Origin of the sequence: Pseudomonas sp. 2995-3 (genome assembly GCF_002742565.1) — a bacterium.
Classification (GTDB): Bacteria; Pseudomonadota; Gammaproteobacteria; order Pseudomonadales; family Pseudomonadaceae; genus Aquipseudomonas; species Aquipseudomonas edaphica.
This window is the reverse complement of the sequence record NZ_LJSB01000157.1, coordinates 540,023-554,689: the sequence shown is the minus strand read 5'-3', so window position 1 is coordinate 554,689 and position 14,667 is coordinate 540,023. Positions and strand designations below refer to the sequence as shown.

Annotated in this window: 15 protein-coding genes; 9 read left to right on the top strand and 6 right to left on the bottom strand. The window is 61.7% G+C overall.

The features are described 5' to 3' along the window. Positions 1–44 precede the first annotated feature (44 nt). On the bottom strand, positions 45–2,189 hold the full coding sequence (gene dinG / locus AOA62_RS10190) for an ATP-dependent DNA helicase DinG (protein WP_017137192.1): 2,145 nt from the start codon (positions 2,187–2,189) through the stop codon (positions 45–47). Positions 2,190–2,288: 99 nt separating this feature from the next. On the opposite strand from dinG, the gene AOA62_RS10185 reads away from it, so the two are divergent. Further along, positions 2,289–2,753, top strand: coding sequence for a CopD family protein (locus tag AOA62_RS10185; RefSeq protein ID WP_017137191.1), 465 nt, complete (start codon positions 2,289–2,291; stop codon positions 2,751–2,753). Between the two features lie 106 nt (positions 2,754–2,859). Here the strand turns inward: AOA62_RS10185 and AOA62_RS10180 are convergent, their stop codons facing one another. The 3 genes from AOA62_RS10180 to AOA62_RS10170 all read right to left on the bottom strand — a co-directional run bounded on the left by AOA62_RS10180 (position 2,860) and on the right by AOA62_RS10170 (position 4,732). Further along, on the bottom strand, positions 2,860–3,618 hold the full coding sequence (locus AOA62_RS10180; RefSeq protein ID WP_026013715.1) for a hypothetical protein: 759 nt from the start codon (positions 3,616–3,618) through the stop codon (positions 2,860–2,862). Continuing rightward, positions 3,611–3,904: a DUF1145 domain-containing protein gene (locus tag AOA62_RS10175; RefSeq protein ID WP_017137189.1), complete on the bottom strand. Its 294-nt coding sequence runs from the start codon at positions 3,902–3,904 to the stop codon at positions 3,611–3,613. The genes AOA62_RS10180 and AOA62_RS10175 overlap by 8 nt, the downstream gene beginning before the upstream one ends. A gap of 132 nt (positions 3,905–4,036) precedes the next feature. After that, positions 4,037–4,732: an OmpA family protein gene (locus tag AOA62_RS10170; RefSeq protein WP_017137188.1), complete on the bottom strand. Its 696-nt coding sequence runs from the start codon at positions 4,730–4,732 to the stop codon at positions 4,037–4,039. A 190-nt stretch (positions 4,733–4,922) separates the two neighbouring features. On the opposite strand from AOA62_RS10170, the gene AOA62_RS10165 reads away from it, so the two are divergent. The 4 genes from AOA62_RS10165 to AOA62_RS10150 are packed head-to-tail and all read left to right on the top strand — an operon-like array spanning position 4,923 to position 6,619. Then, the gene (locus AOA62_RS10165) at positions 4,923–5,420 is read left to right on the top strand and encodes a DUF6231 family protein (RefSeq protein ID WP_017137187.1); all 498 of its coding nucleotides are present in this window, start codon (positions 4,923–4,925) and stop codon (positions 5,418–5,420) included. 4 nt (positions 5,421–5,424) lie between these two features. Continuing rightward, positions 5,425–5,895 (top strand): YchJ family protein, encoded by a 471-nt coding sequence (locus AOA62_RS10160; RefSeq protein WP_017137186.1) that lies wholly within the window; start codon positions 5,425–5,427, stop codon positions 5,893–5,895. 20 nt (positions 5,896–5,915) lie between these two features. Then, positions 5,916–6,398 (top strand): LEA type 2 family protein, encoded by a 483-nt coding sequence (locus tag AOA62_RS10155; protein ID WP_017137185.1) that lies wholly within the window; start codon positions 5,916–5,918, stop codon positions 6,396–6,398. Beyond that, positions 6,395–6,619 carry an SEC-C metal-binding domain-containing protein gene (locus tag AOA62_RS10150; RefSeq protein ID WP_099548573.1) on the top strand — a complete coding sequence of 75 codons (225 nt, stop codon included), beginning with the start codon at positions 6,395–6,397 and terminating at the stop codon, positions 6,617–6,619. The genes AOA62_RS10155 and AOA62_RS10150 overlap by 4 nt, the downstream gene beginning before the upstream one ends. Before the next feature lie 125 nt (positions 6,620–6,744). Here AOA62_RS10150 and AOA62_RS10145 read toward each other — a convergent pair whose 3' ends face one another. After that, complete coding sequence (locus AOA62_RS10145) at positions 6,745–8,130, bottom strand: ATP-binding protein (RefSeq protein WP_099548572.1); 1,386 nt, start codon at positions 8,128–8,130, stop codon at positions 6,745–6,747. Next, the gene (locus tag AOA62_RS10140) at positions 8,127–8,837 is read right to left on the bottom strand and encodes a response regulator (RefSeq protein ID WP_099548571.1); all 711 of its coding nucleotides are present in this window, start codon (positions 8,835–8,837) and stop codon (positions 8,127–8,129) included. The genes AOA62_RS10145 and AOA62_RS10140 overlap by 4 nt, the downstream gene beginning before the upstream one ends. A 197-nt stretch (positions 8,838–9,034) precedes the next feature. Between AOA62_RS10140 and AOA62_RS10135 the strand changes: the two genes are divergently transcribed. From AOA62_RS10135 to AOA62_RS10120, 4 genes are all read left to right on the top strand, one after another. Then, complete coding sequence (locus AOA62_RS10135; protein WP_099548570.1) at positions 9,035–11,419, top strand: TonB-dependent siderophore receptor; 2,385 nt, start codon at positions 9,035–9,037, stop codon at positions 11,417–11,419. Positions 11,420–11,444: 25 nt separating this feature from the next. After that, positions 11,445–12,560: an ABC transporter substrate-binding protein gene (locus AOA62_RS10130; protein ID WP_099548569.1), complete on the top strand. Its 1,116-nt coding sequence runs from the start codon at positions 11,445–11,447 to the stop codon at positions 12,558–12,560. Between the two features lie 196 nt (positions 12,561–12,756). Then, complete coding sequence (locus AOA62_RS10125; protein ID WP_099548568.1) at positions 12,757–13,815, top strand: iron ABC transporter permease; 1,059 nt, start codon at positions 12,757–12,759, stop codon at positions 13,813–13,815. Continuing rightward, positions 13,812–14,597 (top strand): ABC transporter ATP-binding protein, encoded by a 786-nt coding sequence (locus tag AOA62_RS10120; RefSeq protein WP_099548567.1) that lies wholly within the window; start codon positions 13,812–13,814, stop codon positions 14,595–14,597. The genes AOA62_RS10125 and AOA62_RS10120 overlap by 4 nt, the downstream gene beginning before the upstream one ends. Positions 14,598–14,667 lie beyond the last annotated feature (70 nt).

Here is a 14,667-nt window from a genome sequence, read left to right as displayed (position 1 = left end):
CGAAGTGGGCGACTTCGCCCACAGCAGCTTAATAAATGAGTGGCTTAAGAAATTTCGCGCCTGAACGGCGGCAAGGCATTAAGGATAGCTTTGCCATAGCGCTGCGTGACCAAGCGGCGGTCGAGCAAGGTGATGGTGCCCCGGTCTTCCTCGGTACGCAGCAAGCGACCGCAGGCCTGGACCAGCTTCAAGGACGCATCCGGCACCGAGATTTCCATGAACGGGTTACCGCCCCGCGCCTCGATCCACTCGGCCAAGGCTGCCTCGACCGGGTCATCCGGTACCGAGAACGGGATCTTGGCAATCACCACGTGCTCGCAATAGGCGCCGGGCAAGTCCACGCCTTCGGCAAAACTGGCCAGGCCGAACAGCACGCTGGAATCGCCGCCATCAACCCGCGCCTTGTGCTTGTTGAGGGTTTCCTGCTTGGACAGGTTGCCCTGGATAAACACCTGTTTGCGCCAGTCACGGTCGAGGCCGTCAAACACGTCCTGCATCTGTTTACGTGACGAAAACAGTACCAGTGTGCCGCGCGAACCTTCGACCAGCTCCGGCAAGTCGCGGATGATCGCCGCCGTGTGCGCGGCCGCATCCCGTGGGTCGGCCTTGAGGTCCGGTACGCGCAGCACGCCAGCATCGGCATGGTGGAACGGGCTCGGCACCACGGCCGTCACTGCTTTTTTCGGCAGCCCGGCGCGCATGCGGAAACGGTCGAAAGTGCCCAGGGCCGTCAGCGTGGCCGAGGTCACCAGGCAGCCATAAGCCACGTTCCACAGGTTGCGACGCAGCATTTCGGCGGCGAGGATGGGGCTGGCGTTAACCTCGATATCGAACAGCGCACCGCTTTCCGACAGGGTCAGCCAACGCGCCATCGGCGGGTTGTCTTCCGGGTCTTCGACGGTGAAGGCGGTCCACAGCTCCCAGTTGCCCTGGGAGCGTGACAACAGGCTGCCGAACAGTGGGTACCACTCCTCGGCCTGGTTGCTGGCGATGCCGATATTGACCTCGCCATCCATGCCTTCCTTGAGCAAATCCGTGAGGCGTGTGAACAGGTCGGTGAGGCGTGAAAAGCCCTTCTTCAACTCGATGCCCATTTCGCGCATATGCTCGGGGATCAACCCGCCGACAAAGCGGTGGCGCGGCCGCTCACGGCCCTCCACGTCTTCGCCGGGCTTGAAGTCGGCGACCTGTTCACAGGCGCTGAACATGAACTGCTGCTGAGTCTTGATCTCCCGCGCCAGCTCCGGCACTTGCTCGATCAACTTGCCCAAATCGCCGGGCAGCGGATGCTGGGCCAGCAGTTTGGTGAGGTTCTTGGCAGTGGTTTCCAGCCAGTCGGCCGTGGAACGCAGGCGCGTGTAATGGGCGAAGTGGCCAATTGCCTTGTCCGGCAGGTGGTGGCCTTCGTCGAATACGTAGAGGGTGTCGCGCGGGTCCGGCAACACCGCGCCGCCGCCCAGGGCCAGGTCGGCCAGTACCATGTCGTGGTTGGTGACGATCACGTCGACCTTGCCCATGCCTTCGCGGGCCTTGTAAAAGGCGCACTGGCCGAAGTTGGGGCAATGGCGGTTGGTGCACTGGCTGTGGTCGGTGGTCAGGCGTGCCCAGTCCGAATCTTCAAGAGCGGTGGGCCAGCTGTCGCGGTCGCCGTCCCATTTATTGCCGGCCAGCTTCTCGATCATGCTGGTAAACAGCTTCTGGCTGACTTCATCCACCTCGATCTTGAAGCCTTCTTCTTCGAACAAGGAGGCAGTGGCGGTTTGCGCATGGCCTTCCTGCAGCAACACGTCGAGCTTGGACAGGCACATGTAGCGCCCACGCCCCTTGGCCAGGGCGAAAGTGAAGTTCAGACCGCTGTTGCGCATCAGGTCGGGCAGGTCTTTGTAGACGATCTGCTCTTGCAGGGCGACAGTGGCGGTGGCGATCACCAGGCGCTTGCCGGCAGCCTTGGCGGTAGGGATCGCGGCCAGGCTGTAGGCCACGGTCTTGCCGGTGCCGGTGCCGGCCTCGACAGCCACAATCGCAGGGTCGCCACTGCGCCGCCCTTCGTCGTCGGTGTCGATATCCCCGAGGACCTTGGCCACTTCGGCGATCATCAGGCGTTGGCCGTAGCGCGGTTTCAAGCTCTTGGCTTCGAGAAAACGCGAATAGGCGCCCTGGATCGTGGTTTTGAGTTCAGTGCTGATCATGGATAGTCGGGCGCAAAAAACGCTGGATAAATTTTCAGTGGTTCGGATCGGCCGCTATCATACCCCGCTAATTAATCCCGCGCAGAACGGAGTACCACAATGACCGCGTTTAGCCTCGCTTACACCCTGCATGTATTGGCCGCCCTGGTTTGGGTCGGCGGTATGTTTTTCGCCTGGATGATCCTGCGTCCCGCCGCCATGGCGGCACTTGAAGGCCCTGCCCGGCTCAAGCTGTGGGCAAATGTGTTTCAGCGTTTTTTTGTGTGGGTCTGGGTCGCGGTGCTGATTTTGCCGATCAGCGGCATCGGCCTGTTGCAACTGCGCTTCAGTGGTTTTGAGACTGCGCCGCGCTATGTGCAGGTGATGATGGGTCTGTATCTGGTGATGACGGCGCTGTTTATCCGCATCCAGGCACTGAAGTTCCCGGAACTGCGCACAGCGGTGGCGGCTGAGGATTGGCCGGCGGGCGCGGCTGCGCTGGGGCAGATCCGCAAATTGGTAGGAATTAATTTAATAGTGGGGTTGGTGGTGGTGGCGATTGCTTCGGCGCGGCCGATGTTCTGAGGTTGTCTTTCAGGGCCTCATCGCGGGCAAGCCCGGCTCCCACATATGGAACGCATTCCAACCTGTGGGAGCCGGGCTTGCCCGCGATGGCGTCAGCCCAAACGACTCACAACCGCTGAATGGTCACAGCACCCGCAGCCCCAGCCGGCCCCGGCTGGCCTTCCAGCCCTGGCCGGCCTTTATCGCCGCCATCGGCGCGGTACACCAGGCAGCCCTTGGACTGCCCGCCTTTGCCCGGTTTGCCCGCCGTACCGGCCAAGCCACCCGGCCCGCCGTCGACCCACACTTTGATCTGCTCGGCCGGGAAGCTCTGTGGCAGCTCAACCCGCACAGTCGCCCCCGACGCGCCCGGCAGGCCGTCGCCGCCGTTATCGCCATTGGCACCACGCCCGGCGGAACCCCAGGTGCAGCCTGGGTCCACACCGTTGGCGCCATCGAGGCCGGCATAACCTTGGGCACCGGCGCCGCCACGCGCGTCCACCGACAGCTCTTCGGCGGTCAGCGCGTTAATGCGCAGCACCAGGTCACGCCCGGCCTTGGCCGGCTTTTCGTGGGTACCGGGGGCGCCGCGCGACGTGATCTGGCTGCCATGTTCCAGTTGCGCATTACGCACCTGCAATTGCAGCGCGGTATTGCCGGGGGCGATGGTGATACGCGCCTCGCGACCCAGGTGCAACTCATCCACGGTCACTTGGCTGATGGTCGCCGGCACCAGCAACGTGCCGTAGTCCGCCACATCCAGGCGCTCCAGTTGTAACACGCTGGTGCTGCTGGGCAGGCGCATCAGCGAGTTGGTTTCAACACTGACGCTCTGCGCCATAGCAATGGGGCTGACCAACAGGGCCAACAGAAAAACCTTACGCATGATTGGCCTCCTCGTTCGTTTCATTAACCGCAGCAGGCGCCGACAGGCCCCGCACATGGAACATCCCCACCAGCAGAATCTGCAAGCGGTCACGCCAAGGGTGGGCACGGTGTTTCAAGCTGCTGTTGAACAACAGCAATTCAAGCAGGTGGGTAAGCATCAACAGACTGCCGGCCAGGCTGACCAACAGGTGAAACGGATTCGTCAGCGGCCGGAACAGGTTGACCAGCACCACTACCCAGAACAACAACGTCAGAAACTTTCCCAGCCCCCAAAACACCTTCATCCCGCATGCCCCTGCCTATTATTCTTTGGGCGCACAGTACCGACTTCTGCAGGCGATTTGCCAGTGAAGGATGAAAAAACTTGCCAGGGCTCGCCGGCAATGCCCCTGCGGTGCCCGCAGGGGCAAGGGCTGTCAGCGGTTGATCTGGATTTCCACGCGACGGTTCAACGCACGCCCTTCAGCGGTTTTGTTGTCGGCCACTGGGTGGCTTTCGCCAGCACCGGTCACCGAGACAAAGTTGCTGCGAGGCACACCGGAGCTGACCAGGTAATCCGTCACCGAATGAGCGCGTTTTTCCGAGAGTTTCTGGTTGTAGGCATCTTTACCGACGCTGTCGGTATGCCCACTGACCCGCAGTTGCGCGCCTGGGGCTTCTTTTTTCAGGCGAGTGGCAATGATGTCGAGCTTGGTTTTGTCCGCTGCCGTCAACTTGGCCGAATCGAACTGGAAGTGCACATCGCGAATCACGATGGTTTCTTCCTTGACCACCACCACTTCCTCAACCACGGCGGCCGGCGGTGCGGGTGGGCAACCATTGGCATCGACCTGCACGCCTTTTGGCGTGCCAGGGCACTTGTCGCGGCTGTCCGGCACACCGTCACCATCTTCGTCGCCATCGCCATGCACCCAGCAATAGGCGCCGGCCATGCCGCCGATCAACAGCGCGCCTGCGCCCGCATAGGCTGAACTTTCAGTGGCGCCAATGGCAGCGCCCGTCACACCACCGACTGCTGCACAGGTGGGCCAATCGGTTTTTTGCAACCCTGCGCAACCTGTCAATACTCCGGTTAGCAGAACCAAGGGTAGAGCTGTCCGCATGATGCTCATGTGATTTCTCCTGAGGGGATCGGCGGGGGCCGACAGGTGGAGTAAAGACCGCTCTTTTCATCTGCGCCAGTACGCCACACCCCCGGTTTCATTGAGGATCGCCGCATTTGTAGGACTTTTCGCTGCCGCCCGCTCTAGGCCCGCACGCTCAGCCGCGCTAGTCTCTAGGGTTCTGATGTGAGGATCTGTGATGACCGCTGGTATTTCTTCCCGTACACCCCAGCAAGCCCTGGCCGCTTTGCTCGACTTGCACCAGCCCAAACGCCTGTTGTTGTTGGGCGCCAGCCAGTTTCCGGCGCTGGAGGCGTTCCAGGCCGAGCACCCGGACACCATCGTGGCCATCGCCCCGCCCGGGCCGTTGCCGGCAGAACTGGCGGCGCAGCGTTTTGACCTGGCGCTGGTGGTCGACTGCCTGGAGCACCTGTCAAAACCGCAAGGCCTGACCTTGCTCGGCGGCATTCGCAACCTTAATAGCAGCCGCATTGCGGTGCTGGTGGACCTGGGCGCCTGCGGCTGGAAAGACACCGACTTCTTCTCCCTGGCCCTGCAAGCCGGCGAGCGTTTCCAGCGCGACGAGCAGGTACTGACACTGTTTACCTATGATCTGCTTGACTACAAACAGGTGCCCGACTGGCTCAACGCCCGTTTCTGGGCCAACCCGGAAAATTTTGGAAAGTATTGGTGGTAACCCGATGAGTACATCCATTTGCCCCTGCGGCAGCGGCAACCTGTTGGATGCCTGCTGCGGCCACTATCACGCCGGCCACCCGGCGCCGTGCGCCACCGCGCTGATGCGCTCGCGCTACAGCGCCTATGTGCTGGGCCTGGTGGACTACCTGGTGGCCACAACCTTGCCCGCGCAGCAAGCCGGCCTGGACCGCATCGCGATCAGCGCCTGGAGCGCGCAGAGCACCTGGCTGGGCCTGGAGGTGGAAAGTTCGGAAGTGTTCGGCGGCCAGCCGGAACATGCATTCGTGACCTTTACCGCACGCTGGCATGACAGCACCGGCGAACACAGCCACCGTGAGCAGTCGTCTTTCGTACAGAATGACGGGCGCTGGTACTTCATCGATCCGACGGTTGAGTTCAAGGCCGGGCGCAATGATGTATGTTTGTGCGGCAGTGGCCAAAAATTCAAGAAGTGCTGTTCCAGCTACCTCTAATCACCCACAGGGAAAACGCCATGCTTCGGATGTACAGCTTGATGCTGGCGTTGACCTTGAGTCTCAGCGGCTGCGCGTCGTGGTTTGAAGACGATGCGCCTACGCCCCACGTCGCCCTGGTGAAAGTCGAGGTGGTACGGGCCAAGCTGCTGGAGCAGAAATTCAAACTGTGGTTTCGCGTGGATAACCGCGACGACGCCGACCTCACGGTGCGCGGCCTGATCTATAAGGTCAGCCTGGGCGGTTTTGTCTTGACCGAAGGCGAGTCCAACGAATGGCTGACCATACCGCCGCGCAGTCATGGTTTTTTTCGGGTGAAGGTGCGCACCAACCTCTGGCCGAAGATCCGCGATGTGGTGCAAATGCTCAAAAACCCGACCAAACCCGTGCCCTATCGCCTGGAAGGCGAGCTGAAAACCGGATTATTCATCGGTAATGACGTGCAGGTCGCCCACAATGGCGAGATAATCCCCGGCGATTTTATTCCGGAGCGACATCGATGACTCAGCAACCCCATGTCCATGGTCCTGACTGCAACCACGATCACGATCAGCATGATCACGGCCATGATCACGGCCATGATCACGACCACGGCCATGTCCACGGCCCGAACTGCGGCCACGCTCACCAGGAGCCGGTGCGCAACGCGTTGAAGGACGTGGGTCGCAACGATCCGTGCCCGTGCGGCAGTGAGAAGAAATTCAAGAAGTGCCACGGGGCCTGATGCCCTGAATGCAGTCAGTGTGGGAGCTGGCTTGCCTGCGATAGCGGTCTGACAGTTAACAATGTGTCAGCTGACCCACCGCCATCGCAGGCAAGCCAGCTCCCACATTTGCTCCGTATTTCAGATCAGAGCTTTCTCTGAAACTGCAACACTACCTCCAACCCCCCGCCTTCCCGATTACTCAAACTCAACCGCCCTTCATGCGCCCGCGCAATCGTGTGCGCAATGCTCAGCCCCAACCCGTAACCGCCCGTGTCGGCATTGCGTGAGCCTTCGATGCGGTAAAACGGTTCCATCACCTGCTCCAGTTGCTCCTGGGGAATCCCTGGGCCACGGTCACTGATGACGATTTTCAAACTGTCCACCTGATCCTCAACCCGCACCACCACTTCTCGGCCATAACGCACCGCATTTTCCAGCAGGTTCTGCACGCAACGCTTGAGGCTGCGTGCATAGCCCGGCAGCGGTTGCCGGGCGCGACCGACAATGGTCACGCTTTCGCCCACGTCTTCAAGGTCGGCCTGCAGGCTTTGCAGCAAGGCATTGATGTCGATGTTCTGCCGCGTCTCGTTGATTTCGCCGCTGCTGACAAAATCCAGGGTGCTGGACACCATGTGTTCCATTTCTTCCAGGTCACTGCGAAACCGCTCCTTGGTGCGCGTGTCTTCGAGCATTTCGGTGCGCAGGCGCAGGCGTGTGATCGGCGAGCGCAGGTCGTGGGAAATCGCCGCCAGAAAGCGCGTGCGCTCGGCAATATTGGCTATCAACCGTTGCTGCATCGCATTAAACGCCTGGGCGGCGCGGCGCACTTCGGTGGGGCCGTCCAACGCTAACGGCGGGCGCTGGATATCCCGGCCCAGGGCTTCGGCGGCCTTGGCCAAGGCATTGAGCGGGCGGATGGCCAGGCGCACCGCCACCAACGCGATGATCACCAGCACCAGCACGCGCAGCAAATAGATGCGCATCACGTAGTCGAACAGCAAGTCCAGCGGCGACGTGCTGGTCCAGCCCTGCTCCTCACTGGCGTCCACCTGCAACCAGCGCCCATCGGGCAGGCGCAGGTCGATCAGGAACTGCCCGATGACCGGCTTGGAACTGAGCAGGGTCGAGAGCCCGGCGCCTTGCCCTTCGCCATCAACCAGAGACAGGCGCAGCAACATCAGGGTCTGGGCAGAACCGGTTTTCTCCGTCAGCACCTGCTTGATCAGCCGCTCGGTGGGCCGGTCACTGTCGGTCAACGTGCTCGGCGTGTTGCTGGCCTGATCGCTCAAGGTCAATTGAAAATGCGGGGTGTTGAGCAGTTTGATCAACTGGTCGGCCTGCTGCGGGTCGCTGTGTACCAGGCGCACCACGTCTGCCAGGCGTGTGGCGATCAACCGCGCAGGAATCTCCAGCACCTGGCCATGCCGACGGTCGTACCAGATGCTGCTGGTCAGCGCCTGGGCCGCGAGCATGCCGCTGACCAGAATCAGCACCAGCCGCCCGAACAGCGAACGCGGCAGCAGTCTCACGACTCCAGCACCACATCATCGGCAGTCAGCATGTAACCCTCATTGCGCACGGTTTTGATCAGCCCCACCGGCAGCTGCGAGCGCAGGCGGCTGACACACACGTCGATGGAGCGGTCGAACGGCGTGCTGTCCTTGTCGAAGACATGGTTGAGCAAAAAGTCGCGACTCAACGGCCGGTTGGGGTGCTGCAACAGCAGGCGCAGCACACGGTAATCCGAGTTGCCCAGGCTCACCACCACGCCCTCGGGCGTGAGCAATTGCCGCGCCCGTGTGTCGAGTTGCCAGCCGGCAAAACGAATATTCGGTGCTTCATCCAGGCGTGCTCGATCGGGAAAGCTCTGCACCCGGCGCAACACCACCTTGATTCGCACCAGCAACTCACGCGGGTCGAACGGCTTGGGCAGGTAGTCGTCGGCGCCGATTTCCAGGCCGACGATGCGGTCGATCAACGAGCCTTTGGCGGTGAGCATCACCACCGGCGTGTTGGAACTGACGCGCAGTTCGCGGCACAGGCTCAAGCCGTCTTCGCCAGGCAGCATCAGGTCAAGCACGATCAGGTCGATCACATTCAGCGCCAGGCGGCGGCGCATTTCCTTGCCGTCGGCGGCGGTGGACACCTGAAACCCCGCGTCACTCAAGTAGTCGCAAAGCAACTGACGGATTTGCGGGTCATCATCAACGATCAGCAGGTGGTCAAGCTTGGCCATGGGCAGTCAATCCGAAAACTCAAAACGCAGGAGATAGCCGAAAGTTCATCCAGCGATACACGCAAATGTAATGGAATGTTGTGGGAAACCATAATCACGCATCAGCGATACAAAGCCAGGGTATGGCAGGCGGAATCGCTCTTTAGACTACCGAACCTAAATGAGAGTAATTGTAATTTAGACTCGGATCATCACCTATGTCATTGCCCACGCCCCAACGTCACACGCTGCACACAACCCTGGCACCGATGTTCGGTTTCCTCGCCGCCGGCAGTGTTGCGCCGACCGCCTGGGCCGATGCGCCGGCCGCCACGCCGAATGATTCGGTGGTAAGCCTGCCGCAAATCAAGGTCGACGGCCAGGAAGCCACCTCCACCTTCAAAGTCGACCGCGTGACCTCGGCCAAAATCAGCCAGCCGCTGCTCGACGCCCCGCAAAGCGTGACCATCGTGCCGCAGCAGGTGCTCAAGGAGCAGAACGCGCAGACCTTGCAGGAAGTGTTGCGCAACGTGCCCGGCATCACCTTCATGTCCGGCGAAGGCAACCTGGGCTGGGGCGATCTGTTTTCGATCCGTGGGTTTTCCTCCGAGCAAAGCCTGACCGTCGACGGCGTGCGCGACGCGGGCATGTCCACACGCACCGACACTTTCAACCTGCAACAGGCCGAAGTGTTCAAGGGCACGGGTTCGATCGAGTCCGGCGTTTCCGCCGTGGGCGGCAGCGTCAACCTGGTGAGCAAAGAAGCGCACCTGGGCGATGCCAACAAGGTGTCCGCCGGGATCGGCACCGACAGCTACCGTCGCCTCACCGCCGACCTCAATAAACAGCTGACCGACACCGCCGCCGTACGTATCAACCTGATGAAGCACTACAACCAAGTGGCCGACCGCGACGACGTGGACTACGACCGCTGGGGCATCGCCACCTCGTTCGGCTTCGGCCTGGGCACCGACACGCGCTTTTTCGTCTACACCTTTTACCAGAAAGACACCAACACCCCGGACGGCGGCGTGCCGATCCAGCGCGGCACCGACGGCCACCGCATGCCCGGCGTCAAACGCTCCGACTGGTACGGCGACTCCAGCCTTTATACCCAGGAGAACGAAACCACCTCGCTGACCGCCCGCTTCGAGCATGACTTTGACTGGCACGACGCCCACCTGCGCAACCAGACGCGCTGGGAACGCAGCGACAACTTCGCCGTGCTGTCGCCGGCACGCTTCTTCGTCGCCGATGCCAGCGGTAAAAAAACCTGCACCGGCGCCCGCTGTGCGACCTTGGGCTACACCGGCGTAGGGCCTATCAGCCAAGTGCCCGGCAGCACGGTGAATGCCTACACCGACTACGTGAACAACAGCAACACCGGCTACGGCATCCTGCGGGGCAGCGATTTTGGCCTGTCCAAGCGCTACACCATCCTGGATAACCAGACCGACTTCAGCTTCACGTTCAACACCGGCAGCCTGCAGCACGCCGTGGTCAGCGGCCTGGAGTTCTATCACGAGACCTACGGCGGCCTGAAACGCAACGCCGAAGTGCCGGCCGGCGATCTGCTCTTCAACATGAACGACCCCAGCCACAGCTTCGCCAGCACCTACGTGACCAAAGGCGAAGGCGACCCGCGCTCGGTGATCGATAACGCCGGTGTCTACGCGGGCGACACCGTCACCCTCAACGAGCAATGGCAAGTGCTCGGCTCGCTGCGCTACGACAACTGGCGCGCGCAAACCAGCCAGCGCGGCCAAGCCGACATCAGCAGCACCGACGGCGCAGTGAGCGGTCGCGTCGGCGCGGTGTACAAGCCATTGCCGAACGGCAGCATCTACGTGTCCTACAGCGAGGCGGCGCAACCGTCGGCGCTGGGCGCGTCCACCAACAACCAGATCTACGGCGCGTCCACCACCAGTAACTACAGCCCGGCCAAGTCGAAAACCTACGAGATCGGCACCAAGTGGGACATTGCCCACGACAGGCTCAATGTCACGGCGGCGATCTTCCGCACCGAACTGGACAACGCCTGGGAATACCAGGACGGCGAATCCGCCCCGGTGCGCGCCCTGCCCGCCAAGCGTGTGGACGGCATCGAACTCGGCCTGCAAGGCAACATCACCCCGCGCTGGACCGTCTACACCGGCTTCTCGGCGCTCAAAAGCACGCAGACCAAAGGTATCAATAAAGGCGCGGAAGCCAAGAACGTCCCCGACCTGACCGCCAACCTGTGGACCACCTACGCCGTCACCGACGCCCTGAGCCTCAGCTACGGCGAGCAATACGTGGGCCGTCGCCGCTACAGCGACAACAAGGATGTCGGCGGTTTGAACAACAACAGCAGCTACGCCAACGGCCCGTCCGGCGTGTATGCGATCTACACCCGCGACCACGAAAAAGCCCCGGGTTACTGGCTGAGCAACCTGGCGGCGCAATACAAGGTGAACAAGGACACCACGGTCAACCTCAACCTCAACAATGTGTTCAACACGTTCTATTACAGCCAGGTCGGCGCGTCCCTCGACGGCTTCCAGCTCTACGGCATCCCAGGTGCCGGTCGCACGCTCACCGCCAGTGTCGATTATGAATTCTGATTGCCCCTCACCCGGAGTCCTTTCCATGTTCAAACCTCGTAACGTGCTTAAGCTCGGCGTGCTGTGCGCCGCGCTGGTCCTCGGCCACGCCGAAACTGCCGCTGCCCATGAAGTCACCGACGTGTTGGGCCGCAAGGTCGAGGTCAAAGACCACGTCAAACGTGTGGTGCTGGGCGAAGGCCGCTTGATTTCGGCGTTTACCTTGCTCGACAAGGACGCGCCGTTCCAGCGCATCGTCGGCTGGCAGAACGATTTGAAGCTGCTGGACCAGCACACTTACAACGCCTATGTGGCGAAGTTTCCTACGGTCAAAGACATCCCGTTGATCGGGCAAGCGTCGGAGCAGAGTGTCAGTGCTGAGGAGATTCTCTCGCTGAAACCGGATCTGGCGGTGTTCAGCATTTCCGGCCACGGCCCGACCGAACACAGCGCGGTGGCAGACGTGCTGGCCAAAGCCGGCATCCCGGTGTTGTTCGTCGACTTTCGCATCAACCCGGTGCAAGGCACCCACACCAGCATGAACGCGCTGGGCCAGGCCTTGGGCCGTGAAGCCCAGGCCAAGGCGTTTCTGGGCTTCTATGACCAGCACATCAAGGCCATCACCGACGCCGTTGCCACCTTGCCTGCCGGCCCGCGCCCGAGTGTGTTCCTCGAATTACTGGCCGGTGCCTGGCAGGCGCCGGGGCACACCACCGGCAAAAGCGGCATGGGTGAAGTGATCAAGCTGGTCGGCGGGCGCAATATCGCCGCCGAGGTGGTGCCGGGTGCGCTGGGGGATATCAGCGTTGAATACGCGCTCAAGGCCGACCCGGATGTGTACGTGGCCACCGGCAACCACAAGCCTGGGCTGATTCTCGGCGCTGGCGTGAGCACCGATGAAGCCCGTGAGGCGTTTGATCGTGTGCTGGCGCGGCCGGAGTTCGCCAACCTGCGTGCCATCCGCGCAGGCGATGCCCACGGCCTGTGGCATGACTTTTACAACTCGCCATACAACTTGCTGGCGATTGAAGTATTGGCCAAATGGGTACACCCGGAACTGTTCGCCAAGCTCGACCCGCAAGCGACTATGAAACAGATCAACCAGCAGTTTTTGGGGATGCCGCTGCAGGGTGCTTACTGGATTGACGCCAAAACCAAGTAACCCCTAGCGCCATGCACAAATGCAGGAATGCAGGAATGCAGGAATGCAGGAATGCAGGAATGCAGTCAGTGTGGGAGCTGGCTTGCCTGCGATAGCGGTGTGTCAGTCACTGAATTAATCGACTGGCACACCGCAATCGCAGGCAAGCCAGCTCCCACATGTGGATTTTCGTTGTTTTCAACATTGTGTGAGCCCCATGACCACTCAAACCCTCGACCTTGCCAGCGCCACTCACGGCTATCGCCGTTTGCTGGCCCGGCGTACCTGGCTGCTGGCGCTGCTCGGCATCGCGCTGGTCTGCGCCATTCTGGTGGACCTGGCCAGCGGCCCGTCGGGCATGGGCCTGCTGGCGTTGCTCGACGGCATCCTGCATCCGTCGCACCTGAGCGCCACCGACCAGGTGATCATCTGGAACGTGCGCCTGCCCTACGCGCTGATGGCGGTGCTGGTGGGTTGCGCGCTGTCTCTGGCCGGGGCCGAGATGCAGGCGATCCTCAATAACCCGCTGGCCAGCCCGTTTACGTTGGGCGTGTCGTCGGCGGCGGCCTTGGGCGCCTCGCTGGTCATCGTGTTTCCGGTGACCACGCTGTGGGTGTCGGCCAACACCGCGATTTCCATCTCGGCGTTTATCTTTGCCGCCGCCTCGGTGTTTTTGCTGCAAGCCATGTCACGCCTGCGCGGTGCGGGCGTGGAAAGCCTGGTGCTGTTCGGCATCGCACTGGTGTTCAGTTGCAACGCCGTGGTGGCTTTGCTGCAACTGGTGGCCACCGAAGACGTGCTGCAACAATTGGTGTTCTGGACCTTGGGCAGCGTGACCCGCGCCAACTGGGACAAGCTCGGCATCCTCGCCTTTGTCGTTGCCGTGGTGCTGCCGTTTTCCTTCGCCGCCGCGCCGCGCCTGACCCTGCTGCGCATGGGCGAGGACCGCGCACAAAGCTTTGGCGTGGATGTGAAGCGCCTGCGGTTTTTCTCGTTGCTGCGTATCAGCCTGCTGTCAGCCACCGCCGTGGCGTTTGTAGGCACCATCGGCTTTATCGGCTTGGTAGGGCCGCATATCGCGCGGATTCTCGTGGGTGAAGACCAGCGTTTCCTGCTGCCGGCCAGTGCGTTGACCGGCGCGTTGCTGCTGGCGCTGTCGTCGATTGCCAGCAAACTGATCATGCCCGGCGTGATTGTGCCGGTGGGCATTGTCACCGCCTTGGTGGGCGTACCGATTTTTGTGGTGTTGGTGTTCAAGCGCGGGAGGCAGTTATGAGTGCGGGCTTATCGGTACACAACGCCACTATCCGCTACGGGCGTCGGCAGATCGTGCATGAGCTGAGCTTGCCGACCCTGCCCCACGGCAGCCTCACCGCCTTGATCGGCCCGAATGGCGCGGGTAAATCCACGCTGCTGCGGGCCATCGCCGGGCTGGAAAAGATGCAAGGCGTGGTCAGACTGGGTGACCTCGACCTGTCAGCCATGTCGGTGGCCGAGCGTGCGCGCCGCGTGACTTACATGCCGCAAAACCTGCCGCCGGGCCTGAGCCTCAGCGTGATGGAAAGCGTGATCGCCGCGCTACGTGTGGCCAATGTGGCCGGCATTGCGCTGTCCAGCGAGGCCTGCCTGGGCGAAGCCTTCGAAGCGTTGCAGCGTATCGGCATCGCGCATTTGGCCGATCAGCTGCTGAGCACGTTGTCCGGCGGCCAGCGCCAATTGGTCGGCCTCGCCCAGCTGATTGCGCGTCGCCCGCAAGTGATGCTGCTCGACGAACCCACCAGCGCGCTCGACCTCAATTACCAATTAAAAGTCATGGACTGCGTGCGCGCGCTGGTGCGCGAACACAATTTGATCGCCGTGGTGGTGCTGCACGATATCAATCTGGCTGCACGCTTCGCCGACCATATTGCCGTGCTGCGCCAGGGCAGGTTGTACGCCAGCGGCGTGGCGGATGAGGTGCTCGACCCGGCGTTGTTTGCGCAGGTCTATGGCGTACAGGTGCGCATTGAGCGCTGCTCGCAGCAGTCATTGCAGGTGTTGGTCGATAGCGCGGTGTGATTGGCTTCTAAGGTTAGACGCAAATGTTTGATTGAATTATTGCCCCTTGATCATCACCTATAGAGACAGG

Bases quoted from the DNA above. Each gene is read 5' to 3' on its own strand.
- AOA62_RS10130 (WP_099548569.1), top strand. From the start codon at position 11,445: ATGTTCAAACCTCGTAACGTGCTTAAGCTCGGCGTGCTGTGCGCCGCG.
- AOA62_RS10120 (WP_099548567.1), top strand. From the start codon at position 13,812: ATGAGTGCGGGCTTATCGGTACACAACGCCACTATCCGCTACGGGCGT.
- AOA62_RS10155 (WP_017137185.1), top strand. From the start codon at position 5,916: ATGCTTCGGATGTACAGCTTGATGCTGGCGTTGACCTTGAGTCTCAGC.
- AOA62_RS10125 (WP_099548568.1), top strand. From the start codon at position 12,757: ATGACCACTCAAACCCTCGACCTTGCCAGCGCCACTCACGGCTATCGC.
- AOA62_RS10140 (WP_099548571.1), bottom strand. From the start codon at position 8,837: ATGGCCAAGCTTGACCACCTGCTGATCGTTGATGATGACCCGCAAATC.
- AOA62_RS10185 (WP_017137191.1), top strand. From the start codon at position 2,289: ATGACCGCGTTTAGCCTCGCTTACACCCTGCATGTATTGGCCGCCCTG.
- AOA62_RS10165 (WP_017137187.1), top strand. From the start codon at position 4,923: ATGACCGCTGGTATTTCTTCCCGTACACCCCAGCAAGCCCTGGCCGCT.
- AOA62_RS10180 (WP_026013715.1), bottom strand. From the start codon at position 3,618: ATGCGTAAGGTTTTTCTGTTGGCCCTGTTGGTCAGCCCCATTGCTATG.
- AOA62_RS10175 (WP_017137189.1), bottom strand. From the start codon at position 3,904: ATGAAGGTGTTTTGGGGGCTGGGAAAGTTTCTGACGTTGTTGTTCTGG.
- AOA62_RS10160 (WP_017137186.1), top strand. From the start codon at position 5,425: ATGAGTACATCCATTTGCCCCTGCGGCAGCGGCAACCTGTTGGATGCC.
- dinG (WP_017137192.1), bottom strand. From the start codon at position 2,189: ATGATCAGCACTGAACTCAAAACCACGATCCAGGGCGCCTATTCGCGT.
- AOA62_RS10170 (WP_017137188.1), bottom strand. From the start codon at position 4,732: ATGAGCATCATGCGGACAGCTCTACCCTTGGTTCTGCTAACCGGAGTA.
- AOA62_RS10135 (WP_099548570.1), top strand. From the start codon at position 9,035: ATGTCATTGCCCACGCCCCAACGTCACACGCTGCACACAACCCTGGCA.
- AOA62_RS10150 (WP_099548573.1), top strand. From the start codon at position 6,395: ATGACTCAGCAACCCCATGTCCATGGTCCTGACTGCAACCACGATCAC.